We start from the raw sequence: 11,458 nt of genomic DNA on the forward strand, positions 1-11,458 counted from the left end.
TCAGGAGAGCGTCCCGACGCCGATGAGTCGCCACCGTGCGCCGACACGGCGGTTGATGGCGATCTGTGCGCCCTCCTCGGCACAGACCGGGCGTTTGAGGCTCACTTCGCACTCGCCGTCGCGCGCGCTCGTCACCGCGCCGACCGTCGTCGCGGTGCCGACCGTGAGCATCAGCGGCTCGCCGGTAGATATCTCCTCGATGTCGCTCTCGCCGCTCTCGTCGTCCTCCTTGCCGACGACGCGTTCGAGCAGGTCGACCTGCATCTCGAACTCGTTGCGCGTCGGCGGGAGCGTGCCGGGCTCGCCGGCGACCTGGCCCGCGAGCGCGTCGCCTTTCGTGAGACTCGGGTCGAGGCCGGTCCCGATACCGAGGAGCCCGCCGGGATGTGCGGAGTCGACGTCGTTGCTGCCGGCCTGTAGCGAACGCACCGTGGTTTCGAGGGGGCGCCACTCCGTCTGGCCCTCCTCGTCGACCTCGCGGCCGGGGCGGATCTCCAAGCCGTCGCCGACCGACAGCTCGCCGCTGACGAGCGACCCGCCGACGACGCCGCCTTTCAGATCGGCCGCGGTCGCGCCCGGCCGGTTGATGTCGAACGAGCGGGCCGCGTACATGCGTGCGCTCTCGCCCGGATCGCGGTCGGGCGTCGGAATCTCCGTCTCGATCGCGTCGATGAGGAGATCGAGGTTGACCTCCTGCTGTGCGGAGACGGGCACGATCGGCGCGTCCTCCGCGACGGTTCCCTCGACGAACTCCGTGATCTGCTCGTAGTTGTCGACGGCGCGGTCGCGGCTGACCAGATCGACTTTGTTCTGTGCGATGACGATGTTCTCGATGCCGATGAGATCGAGCGCCATCAAGTGCTCTTCCGTCTGGGCCTGCGGGACGTCCTCGGTCGCGCTCACGACCAGCACGGCCCCGTCCATGATCGAGGCGCCGGAGAGCATCGTCGCCATCAGCGTCTCGTGGCCCGGCGCGTCGACGAACGAGACCGTCCGAACGGGCTCGCTCGCGGAGCCGTCTTCGCACTCTTCGTCGACGGTGTAACACTCGGGCGCGTCGAGACCGGGACAGCGACGGAGCGTCGCGTCGGCGTACCCCAGCCGGATCGAGATGCCGCGTTTCATTTCCTCGCTGTGCTGGTCGGTCCACGAGCCGGACAACGCCTGCACGAGCGTCGTCTTCCCGTGGTCGACGTGACCGACGAGACCGATGTTCACCTCCGGTTGTGTGTTGGCTTCAGTCACTGTTGGACCTCCTAACGGAGTAGTCTTACCGGAAATTCGCCCCGTGCGAGTGATAAAGTTGCTGTTATAGTGGCGCCAGCGGTGTCGACGACGGCGGACGCCCGCCCGGCGATCGCGACGGATCGGTATTTAAACGTCCGAGGCGGGAGAGACGCGCGGCCACCGACGTCGTCCGACGCGACTTTACGCCTCACCCGCGTACCGCGAGTCGAGATGGGATACGCGTGTCCGGTGTGTGAGACCCCGCAGCGAGACGGCGAACACCTCGCGCATCACCTCGCGTTCACGGCGATGCTCCACGGCGGCGACCACGAGGCGTGGCTCGACGACCACGCCCCGGACTGGGGCGACCGCGATCCGGCGGGGCTCGCCGCCGAGGTGACGCCCCACGCCGCGGACGCCGAGTATCACGAGGTGTTCGAGGATACGGTCAATCGGGGTCGCCCCGACGTGGACGTGGGCGAACACGACCACGCGGGACACGGCCGCGGCCACGCCGGACACGGGACGCCCGGCGACGCCGGCCTCGTGGACGGAGCCGTCGACGCCGACCCGGAGGTTGCGGCCGCGGTGCGTGCGGCCCGAGAGATGGCACAGAATGCGGCGGAAGACGACGGAGAGACCGACGGGCACCCGGACGACGAGACGGCGGCCGCGGAGAGGCGGTCAGCCGACGCGAGCGACGGCGCCGACGACGCCTCCTGATCCGTTCCGTCCCGTCGAGTGCGACGACGGCACGTGAGCCGACGGCGCCCCGTCGCCGGAGCGGAACGCCCTTTTCAGTCGACGGCGAACGGCCGGTATGGACACCAAAGGCACGTTTGCGCCGGAGACCCGCGCCGAGGCGCTCGAACAGTACGAGGAGGTCGGTCCGGTCGCGCAGGTCGTCGTCCGCGAGGCGACGAAGGCGATGTCGTTCGACGGCGACGAGTACGACGACCGAGTGACGCCGGAAGTGATCCGAACCGCGCGCGACGCGACGTTCGCCGAACTGCTCGCGGTCCACGTCGGCGAGGGGAGCGAGTTCGACGAGTGGCTCGCCGAAAGCGAGTTCGACGAAGACGACGTGGTACGGATGGGGTCGGAGAACGTCGACAACGTCGCGTGGCACCCGGTTCCGTTCGCGGACACCGTGATCGCGGCGACGTATCAGGAGGAACCGGACGCGGCCGTCAGCACCCTCCGCCGGAACGCGTTCGGACGGGTGTACCGCGAGGAGTTCTACGAGTCCGGCCGATAGTCGCTGATAAATAGGGCCGCAGTTCCGCGCGGAGTGGCGGTTACTCGATCGTTCCCTGGGTGACGAGCGTGTCGTCTTCGAGGTAGTGTTCGAGGTGGTGGCCGTGTTCCTCGACGTCTTCGAGGATGTCGCGGAGCTGTTCTTCCGTGTTGTAGTCGCCGAGGTTGTTGGCGAGCTGGATGTGTTCGCGGAGCTGCTCGGTGATGTCGCCGAAGATTTCCAGATCGTTTTCGAGCGACGTTCGGATGTCGTAGGCGTCGGCGTCCTCGGGGCTTACCGGCGCGTGTTCCTCGTAGTTCGCGCCGCCGGAGAGCGGGACGCCGCCGAGCGCTTGCGCGCGCTCGGCGAGCACGTCGGCGCCGGCTTCGAGGTCCTCAGCGACCTCGCCGAGGTACTCGTGGATGCCGAGGAACTCGGCACCCTCGACGAGCCAGTGGTGCTTTTTGACCTGGTGGTAGAGGACGTACGTCGCCGCGAGGTCGCTGTTGAGCGCGTCGACGAGCTGTTCGGCCTTCTCTTCGGGGATGCGGAGCGCTTCGCTTTCGTGAACGTCGCCGTAGCGCTGTCGGGCTGTCTTCTGCGTACTCATATCCTGTTTCCACGTACACGCGCGCGCCACTTAACTGTTCTCACTATAAGAACCTATTTTTAATATCTATAAAATAATTTTTCTGCTTTTATATCAGGCGGCAGGGAGCCGCAGGTCACCGAGCGCGAGCGCCGCCGTCTCGCTCCCGACTGCCGAGTCGCCGGGCCGGGACCGCGCCCGCTTCGCCCGCGAAGGGAAACGTCTTAATGGACTACGCGCGCAGTTCGTGGTGTATGAGCAACGGCGACGACGACCCGGCCGAGGCCTCCGAGGAGGCCGACGCCGCGGACGACGCGGAGGAGGCGGGCGACGCCGGCGAGTCGACGGACGCGGCTGCGCCCACGCTTCCCGACGAAGCGACCGAGGAATCCCTCAACGAGTACCTCGACGAGATCGCAGGCCGGCTCGACGACGCCGAGACCGAGGCCGATCTCGACGACGTCGACGCGCTCCTCGACGACGCGGAGTCGGGAATCGAGGAGGCCGACCTCCCCGAACCGGCCGAGGACGACGAGGACGCCGACGACCCGCGCGGCGACCTCAAAGACCGCGTGGCTGAGCTGCGCGAGGGCGTCGAGGAGGCGCGCGGCCCCTACGCCGACGACGTGGTCGACGCGATCGAGTCGGCCGTGTCGACGCTCGAAGACACCGAGTGGACCGCCGCCGGGCGAGACGACGCCGCGGACGCGGTGGTGGCGTTCGTCGACGCGGCCGCAGACGCGGTCGAAGGCGAGAGCGACGCGACGGACATCGACCCAGACACCGTCGACGCGGACGCGGCCGACGAAGGCGGCGAGACGCTCGACAGCGTCGAAGAATACGTGGAGGCGCTCGAAGCGGTCGCCGGCGCGGTCGCGGACGCCGGCTTCGACCCCGACGACGACGCGGCGGTGATCGCGGCGCTCCTCGAGGCGACCGACGACCTCGAGGCGGGCCTCGACGACGCGGAAGAGTGGGACGATCTGGAAACTCACGAGCAGCTCCGCGCACAGGGCTACTACGACGTGCTCGGCCACTACAAGGATTTCCCGGTGGAGTGGGCCGCGCTCAAGGAGCACGAGGCGCGCGGGAACGTCGACATGATCCTGCTCGCGCTCGACTCGCTGCAGTCCGACTTCATGGAGCGGCACTGCCTCGAAGCGTTCGAGCGCATGGGCAAACGCGGGAAAACCGAGGCCTCCCTGGAGGAGCTGCTCGGCCGCGCCGAAAAGCGCAGCCAGTTTGCGATCCGCATCCTCGGCAAGATGGCGGCCGACGAGGCGACGGAGACGCTCGTCGAGTTCGTCGGTGAAGACTCGAACCCGCAGCTCCAGAAGGTCGTGTTCAAAGCGCTCGGCGAGATCGGCGCGAGCGAGGCGGTCCAGCCGCTCGCGAACGAACTCGACCCCGGAAGCGAGACCGAGGACCTCGTCCGGCCCCACGCCGCTCGCGCGCTCGGACTCATCGGCGACACCCGCGCCGTTGCTCCCCTCGCCGATGCGCTCGCCGAGGACGACTCCGACGACGTCCGCGCTGCCGCCGGGTGGGCGCTCCGACAGATCGGCACGCGCGAGGCGCTCGAAACGGTCGCCGACTACGCCGACGAACACTCGTTCGTCGTCTCCACCGAGGGAGAGAAGGCCGAACGCGCGCTCGACGAGGCGGCCGCCGCCGCCTGACCACGGCCACCGTTCGCCCGACCGTTTTTTCCCGATGCCGCGGGCAGGCCGCCCGTGTCGTCCGCAGTTACTGATACCCCGGATCACTCGGTCGCAAGCGCCGTCGCCGTTGTACTCGGACTGCTCATCTTCGCTGTGACGCCGCCGGTTGCGGCCGCAGGCGCCCCCGAGATGGGCGTACAGGATACGGCCCGTGACGTGACAGACGACGGCGTGACGGTCTCAACCGGCGACCCGCAAAACCAGACGCTCGTCTCTGAGCGACCGTGGATCGTCGAACTGTTCCCGAATCCCACGGCCGCGCAGAACCGCGGCGAGTACCTCGTCGTCAGGCTCCCCGAACGCGGGAACTGGTCGCTCTCCGACGGGTATCACGAGGCCGCGATCCCGGCGAACGCGAGCGGCGTCGTCGCGTTGGCGATGGACCCCGCGAACGCGACCCCGCTGCTCGACGACGAGACCGCGGGCGCGGCCTACGGGGCGACGAGGCTCTACGCGCTCGACGACTACTTCCCGCTGTCGGCGTCCGGCGACCGGGTCGCGCTCCGCCGGAACGGGACCGCGGTGGCCGTCGTCGACTACGACCGTGCGCCCGAGGGACACCGCTGGCGCGCGGCGTGGGGCGAGTGGCGGCCGCGAGGGTACGCCCCGCGGACGGCCATGCGCACCGAGAACGCGACCGTGCGCCCGTTCGTGCTGCCGGACAGTCCGGACGCGCCGGTCGAACCGCTCCGCGGCGCCGACGACCGCCTGTTGCTCGCCGGCTACACGTTCGGGTCGGAGCGGGTCGCCGACCTGCTCGTTCGCGCCGCCGACCGCGGCGTCGACGTGCGGGTGCTCGTCGAGGGGTCGCCCGTCGGTGGGTTCTCCGCCCGGAGCGCGCGACTCCTCGACCGGGTCGCGGCCGCCGGAGTCACGGTTCGCGTCCTCGATTCCGACCCCGAGCGGTTTCGGTTCCACCACGCCAAGTACGCGGTGGCAGACGACCGCGCGGTCGTCCTCACGGAGAACTGGAAGCCGTCGGGAACGGGCGGCCAGACGAACCGCGGCTGGGGGGTCGTCACCGGCCCGCGAGCCGCCAACGAGACCGTCGCGGACGACCTCGCCGCGCTCTTCCGGGCGGACATGGCAGCCGCCGACGCACGGTCGTGGTCCTCGTTTAAAAACGACACCGAGTTCCACGAGTCGGGGAGGGCAAACGAGTCGTACCCGACGCGGTTCGATCCCCCGACAGCGGCGACCGCCGACGTGACGCTTCTGACCGCCCCCGGAAACGCGGCTGACCGCCTGGTCGAACGGATCGACGCGGCCGACGACCGCGTGCTGGCCGTGGTCCCGCGGACGGGCGGGGCGAACGCTCGGCTCGTTCGCGCGCTCCGGCGGGCCGCCGACCGCGGCGTCGACGTCCACCTGCTGGTGTCCGGCGCGTGGTACGACCGCGAGGAGAACCGCGCGCTCGTCGAGACTCTCGCCGACGAGCCGATAGCGGTGACCGTCTCCCAGCCGCGGGGTCGGTTCGGGAAGATCCACGCGAAGGGGGTCGTCGTCGACGACACCGCGGTTGTCGGGAGCCTCAACTGGAACGAGGGCGCGGCGACGGAGAACCGGGAGGTGCTGGTCGCCGTCGAGAACGAGTCGGTCGCGTCGTTCTACGCCCGCGCGTACGCCGCCGACTGGCGCGGCGGCGGCGTCCACCTCCCGGTCGGACTGTTCGGCGGGCTGAGCGTCGCGCTCGCGGGAGCGGGAATCGTCGCGAGAAGGCGCGTCCGGTTCGTGTGAACTGACGGGCCTGCTGGTCGTTAGTCGTCGATGGCGGCCGTCGACGAGAGCGCCTCGTCGATCTCCGCGTCGGCCATCTTCTCGACGAGCGTCTCGATGACGGCGCTTCGGCGCCCTTTCACGAACTTGATCGAGCCGACGACGAGGTGGCCGCCGCCCGAGACGCCGGCCTCCGGGAGCTCCTCGTTGAGTTCGGTGACCATGTTCGGGATGTCGAGCCGCACCCCGTCCGACCGAAGCACGCAGAAGTCGGGGCCGTACCCGATGGTGATGACGGGGTCGCCGGTCTCCGTGACGCGAGTGTCGTGGAGTTCGCCGGTCGTCGTGCCGGGAGCGGGGTAGGTGAACCGGTGGGCGTACTCGTCGAGGTCGATCCGGTAGAGGTGTGCGCCGGACGCGAGCCGCTCGTGTTCCACGTGGTCGTCGACGGCGTCGAGTTGGCGCTGCACGTCGCGGTCGGCGCGGTCGGAGAGGAACTCGACGAGCTCCTCGTGACGGGCCGTATCCTCACAGCCAACGTTGAGCACGTCGTTGACGAGCGTTTTGCCCTCAGAGTAGCGCAGCCAGTGGGCGGCGTAATCGAGGGCGTCGCCGATGTCGAGCAGGTCCGACTCGTCGTACCCGGCGTCGGCCGCGAGCGCGATGTAGTCGTCCATCGACTCCGCCTTCGAGCGGTCGGAGAGCCCGGCGACCGCCGGGACGTGTTCGAGCTCCTCGGTGATCGACGGGTCGATCAGGCGGGCGAGTTCGACGCACATCATCCCGGTCGTGACCCGGTAGTCCTCGCCGTGGAGGTACGGGTTGACGTGGGCGTCGAGCAGCGGCTCGACCGCCTCGGGGTCCGGGTGGTGGTGGTCGACGGCCGCGATGGGAATGTCGTAGTGCGCGAGGTTCTCGTAGGCGGGCACGTCCTCCTCGGTCGACCCGTTGTCGAGCATGAGGAGGAAGGGGAGCTTCTGGCCGTGGCGCGCGCGACCCTCCAGCGCGAAGTTCAGGTCGCGGGTAACGTCTTCCATCTCGTAGTACGGCGCCTTGCTCGGGAGCCGCTTGAACAGGTGGCGGGCGGCGTCCGGGTCCTCGTGAACGTCACAGACGAAGTTCTCCAAGGCGAGTTGGACCGGAATCGCGGCGCACATCCCGTCGCCGTCGGCGTGGTGGCGAACCCGGATGGGGCGGCCGGCGAGGACGGTGCGCCGGAGCAGTCGGGCGAGTTCCCGGAGGTCGTCGTGGATCGGCTCGAACGCGTCCCAGTCGACGAGGGGGTCGACATCGGCGGGTTCGGCGCGCTCGTCGAGGGCCGCCTCGAAGCGGTCGCGGGCCTCGGTCGCCCGGTCCGTGGGGAGCCGTTTCAGCGAGTCGACCTCGAGTTGGAGGGCGTTCTCGCGGGTCTCGATCGCCCCGCTGACGTGGACCATGTCGCCGACCTCGATTTCGGGGTACGCGCGAACGCCGGCCTCCTCGAAGGCGGCACACGAGACGACGCCGGACGCGTCCGCGACGGCGAAGATCGTCGGGCCGCCGGTCTGTTTCGCCTGGACTATCTCCCCCTCGACGGTGACCTCGTCGCCCGGCGTGAGGCCGTGAACGCGCGTGACGGTGGGTTCGTGGGCGATCGTTTCGGTGCGGTAGTCGCCGGGCGACTCGTCGTCGAACGCCACGTCGCCGTTCTCCTTCACCTCGGTCAGTCGGACGACCAGCCGGTCGCCGACGTCGTAACTGCCGTCGAGGTTCGACTCGTGGACGAGCCCCGAGACCGCATCCGAGACGTCGACGAAGATGCCGTAGTCGACGACGCCGTTGACCTCGGCGTGGTACATCGCGTCCACGGTGACGTCTTCGAGCGTGCAGTCCGGTGCCAGATCGTAGACGGTCGGCCGGTCGGCGGCCGCCCCCTCCGCCGCGTCGGCGTCGGGTTCGGGGCTCGAATCGCCCCGCGTGCCGGAATCCCCGGCGGTGTTTTCGCTCATGAAATCGTATCGGGAACGGCCGATGTTAAGCCTGTTCTATTGGGTCTCGGCCGGGAGACGGTCCGTGTCGACGGACGGCGTGGACCGCCGACGGGGCGGCGGTGCCGGCGCGGTCGGTCCCGCGGTCCGGAATCCATATGGGGCGACGGTTCCTCCGCTCGAATATGCGACTGTTCCGCTCGGACGAACTCCTCGGGATCGCCCGAGAGACATTGGAGTTCGTCCTCGAGGCGAGCGAGGAGACCCACCCCAACGAGTACATGGGGTTTCTCCGCACGGACGACGCCCGGACGCTCGGCCTCGACCGGGACGGACAGGTTATCACCGACGTGCTCGTCATTCCGGGGACGACGTCGAACCCGACGAGCGCTACCGTCCGCACCCAGATGAAGCCGAACGACATGCGGTCGGTCGGCTCGGTTCACTCCCACCCGAACGGCGTGCTCCGGCCGAGCGACGCCGACCTCGCGACGTTCGGGCAGGGGCAGGTCCACATCATCGCCGGCGCCCCGTACGGGTGGGGCGACTGGAAGGCCTTCGACAACGAGGGGAATCAGACGACGCTCGACGTGCTCGACGTGGCGGTTCCCGACGAGCACTTCTTCGATTTCACGCAGGAAGACATCGACCGTGAGATCGGCGAGGAGCGACGGGACGACGGCGGCTTCCTCTCGTGGTTTCGATGACGCGGGTCGTCGCGCAGGGGACCTTCGACCTGCTCCACCCCGGCCACGTCCACTACCTGACGGACGCAGCGACGTACGGCGACGAGCTGCACGCCATCGTCGCTCGGCCCACCAACGTCACCCACAAGCCCGCACCCATCCTCGCCGGGGCGCAGCGCCGCGACATGGTCGCCGCCCTCGACGTGGTCGACGAAGCGCACCTCGGCGACCCCGAGGACGTGTTCGTTCCCATCGAGCGGATCGACCCCGACGTGATCGTGTTGGGATTCGACCAGCACCACGACGAGACCGACATCGCGAACGCGCTCGCCGACCGCGGCATCGACTGTCGCGTCGAGCGCGCCACGGGCCGCGAACCCCGCCACGAAGACGAGCTGCTCTCCAGCGGCGACATCGTCGATCGGGTGTTGAAACGGCGCGGCACCGACGGTGAAGGACGGACGGAGTGAGGCGTCGTTCGCCCCCCGCGACGCGAGGCGAACGAGCGGAATACGGCGAAGCGCGGAACCTATATGGGTCGGTGCCTAACGGAAAGCAAGTGACGATACCCGATCGATTCCCCGCGGTTCTCGTGGCGGCGGCGATGGGCGTCTACCTGCTCATCGTCGTCGGCGCGACGACCTCGCTCACCGAGGCGGCGACGGCCTGCGCCGGCTGGCCGGCCTGCGGAGACGGGACCGCGCTGCCCACCGAGAGCGACGGGTGGATAGCGCTCGGTCACCGGCTGCTCGCGGTCGTCGTGGGCGCGCTCGTCGCGCTGTCCGCGGCGCTCGCGTGGCGAGACGGGGCGAGCCGCCGGATCCGAGCCGCACTCACCGGGGCGCTGCTCGTGTACCCGGCACAGGCGGGCGTCGGCGCGCTCGTCGCGGTCGGCGGGCTCCCGGCCGCGCTCGGCTCCGTTCACCTCCTCCTCGGCGTGGCCATCTTCGCGGCCGTCCTCGCCGGGCTCGCGTGGTGGCTGGAGGCCGAGACGGGCGACCCGGACGACGCCCCGGTCGACTTCGAGTCCGGAACCGACGACCTCCCGCCGGTCGAGGACGCCCCGGATCCGGACGTGCCGACGGCCACGGTCCCACGCTTGCGGGCGACGGCCGCGGCGTACTTCCGGCTCATGAAGCCGCGGCTGATGTGGCTCCTCTGTCTCGTCGCCGCCGCCGCGATGGCGCTGGCGGGCGGCAGGGGGTTCACGCCGCCCGTCGTGGCCGCGACGCTCGTCGGCGGCGCGCTCTCCATCGGCGCCTCCGGCACGTTCAACCACGTCCTCGAACGCGACGTGGACAAGCGGATGCAGCGCACGAACGACCGCCCGCTGGCGACCGACCTCGTGCCGGTGCCCAACGCGCTCGCGTTCGGCGGCCTCCTCACGGTCGTCTCGCTGGGGTTGTTCTGGACCGTGAACCCGCTGACGGCGGCGCTCGGACTGGTCGCCATCGTGTTCTACAGCGTCGTGTACACGCTCATCTTGAAGCCGAACACGGTCCAGAACACGGTCATCGGCGGCGCCGCGGGCGCGCTCCCGGCGCTCATCGGGTGGGCCGCGGTGACCGGCGAGGTCGGCGGCGGCGGGCTGCTGCTCGCCTTGGTCATCTTCCTGTGGACGCCCGCGCACTTCTACAACCTCGCGTTGGCCTACAAGGACGACTACGAGCGCGGCGGCTTCCCGATGATGCCCGTCGTGCGCGGCGAGACGACGACGCGCCGGCACATCGTCTGGTACCTCGGCGCGACGCTCGTGGCGGCGGTCGCGCTCGCGGCGGTCGCCGAGCCGCTGGGCGCGCTCTACGCCGTCGTCGGCGTCGCAGTGGGCGCCGTCTTCCTCTGGTACGTCGTTCGGCTCCACTACGAGCAGACCGAGGCGGCGGCGTTCCGCGCGTTCCACGCGTCGAACGCGTACCTCGGCCTCCTGTTGTTCGCCGTCGTCTTCGACGCGCTGGTGGTCTGAGCCCGGTCGGTCCGGAGGGGCCGACCCCCGCGTCCTCGATAACGCACCAGTCGCCCGGTATAAATACCGTTCACCGCGTACGACGGGGTACATGACACGCGTCGAAGTCGAGTACTGCGTCCCGTGCGGCATGTTGAATCGCGCGCAAGCCGTCTCGGAGGCGATCCTCAAACAGTTCGGCGAGCAGGTCGACGAGGTCGCGCTCGTCACCGGCGACGACGGCGTGTTCGTCGTTCGCGCCGACGGCGAGGTCGTCTTCGACAAGACGGAAGACGAGTACGACGTCGACGCCATCGTGCGCGCCGTCAGGCCGTACGTCGGCGCGGCGGCGTAGCGGGCGCTCGGCGACCGA

The 11,458-nt window shown here is 69.6% G+C and carries 11 protein-coding genes; 8 read left to right on the plus strand and 3 right to left on the minus strand.

Features of this window, described 5'->3' with window-relative positions; translation table 11 throughout:
- The gene (locus tag DOS48_RS26170) at positions 1 to 1,245 is read right to left on the minus strand and encodes a translation initiation factor IF-2 subunit gamma (protein WP_127118527.1); all 1,245 of its coding nucleotides are present in this window, start codon (positions 1,243 to 1,245) and stop codon (positions 1 to 3) included.
- Positions 1,246 to 1,458: 213 nt separating this feature from the next.
- On the opposite strand from DOS48_RS26170, the gene DOS48_RS26175 reads away from it, so the two are divergent.
- Complete coding sequence (locus DOS48_RS26175) at positions 1,459 to 1,950, plus strand: DUF5810 domain-containing protein (RefSeq protein WP_127118528.1); 492 nt, start codon at positions 1,459 to 1,461, stop codon at positions 1,948 to 1,950.
- A 97-nt stretch (positions 1,951 to 2,047) separates the two neighbouring features.
- Positions 2,048 to 2,485, plus strand: a complete 438-nt coding sequence (locus DOS48_RS26180) for a DUF5809 family protein (RefSeq protein ID WP_127118529.1) — start codon at positions 2,048 to 2,050, stop codon at positions 2,483 to 2,485.
- Positions 2,486 to 2,525: 40 nt separating this feature from the next.
- Here DOS48_RS26180 and dpsA read toward each other — a convergent pair whose 3' ends face one another.
- Positions 2,526 to 3,074, minus strand: coding sequence for a DNA starvation/stationary phase protection protein DpsA (gene dpsA, locus DOS48_RS26185; RefSeq protein ID WP_127118530.1), 549 nt, complete (start codon positions 3,072 to 3,074; stop codon positions 2,526 to 2,528).
- 233 nt (positions 3,075 to 3,307) lie between these two features.
- Between dpsA and DOS48_RS26190 the strand changes: the two genes are divergently transcribed.
- Together DOS48_RS26190 and DOS48_RS26195 are read left to right on the plus strand one after the other, a co-directional pair.
- Positions 3,308 to 4,732, plus strand: coding sequence for a HEAT repeat domain-containing protein (locus tag DOS48_RS26190; protein WP_127118531.1), 1,425 nt, complete (start codon positions 3,308 to 3,310; stop codon positions 4,730 to 4,732).
- 171 nt (positions 4,733 to 4,903) lie between these two features.
- Complete coding sequence (locus DOS48_RS26195) at positions 4,904 to 6,511, plus strand: phospholipase D-like domain-containing protein (RefSeq protein WP_127118909.1); 1,608 nt, start codon at positions 4,904 to 4,906, stop codon at positions 6,509 to 6,511.
- 20 nt (positions 6,512 to 6,531) lie between these two features.
- On the opposite strand, the gene DOS48_RS26200 is transcribed toward DOS48_RS26195, so the two are convergent.
- Entirely contained in the window at positions 6,532 to 8,478 is a 1,947-nt protein-coding gene (locus DOS48_RS26200; protein ID WP_127118532.1) for a DHH family phosphoesterase, read from the minus strand.
- A gap of 164 nt (positions 8,479 to 8,642) precedes the next feature.
- On the opposite strand from DOS48_RS26200, the gene DOS48_RS26205 reads away from it, so the two are divergent.
- The 4 genes from DOS48_RS26205 to DOS48_RS26220 all read left to right on the plus strand — a co-directional run bounded on the left by DOS48_RS26205 (position 8,643) and on the right by DOS48_RS26220 (position 11,440).
- The gene (locus DOS48_RS26205) at positions 8,643 to 9,164 is read left to right on the plus strand and encodes a Mov34/MPN/PAD-1 family protein (protein WP_127118533.1); all 522 of its coding nucleotides are present in this window, start codon (positions 8,643 to 8,645) and stop codon (positions 9,162 to 9,164) included.
- The gene (locus tag DOS48_RS26210) at positions 9,161 to 9,613 is read left to right on the plus strand and encodes an adenylyltransferase/cytidyltransferase family protein (RefSeq protein ID WP_193309383.1); all 453 of its coding nucleotides are present in this window, start codon (positions 9,161 to 9,163) and stop codon (positions 9,611 to 9,613) included. The genes DOS48_RS26205 and DOS48_RS26210 overlap by 4 nt, the downstream gene beginning before the upstream one ends.
- A gap of 89 nt (positions 9,614 to 9,702) precedes the next feature.
- On the plus strand, positions 9,703 to 11,106 hold the full coding sequence (locus DOS48_RS26215; RefSeq protein ID WP_127118535.1) for a heme o synthase: 1,404 nt from the start codon (positions 9,703 to 9,705) through the stop codon (positions 11,104 to 11,106).
- A 91-nt stretch (positions 11,107 to 11,197) separates the two neighbouring features.
- Positions 11,198 to 11,440 carry a SelT/SelW/SelH family protein gene (locus DOS48_RS26220; RefSeq protein WP_127118536.1) on the plus strand — a complete coding sequence of 81 codons (243 nt, stop codon included), beginning with the start codon at positions 11,198 to 11,200 and terminating at the stop codon, positions 11,438 to 11,440.
- Positions 11,441 to 11,458 lie beyond the last annotated feature (18 nt).

Source organism: Halorubrum sp. PV6 (assembly GCF_003990725.2).
Lineage (GTDB): Archaea > Halobacteriota > Halobacteria > Halobacteriales > Haloferacaceae > Halorubrum.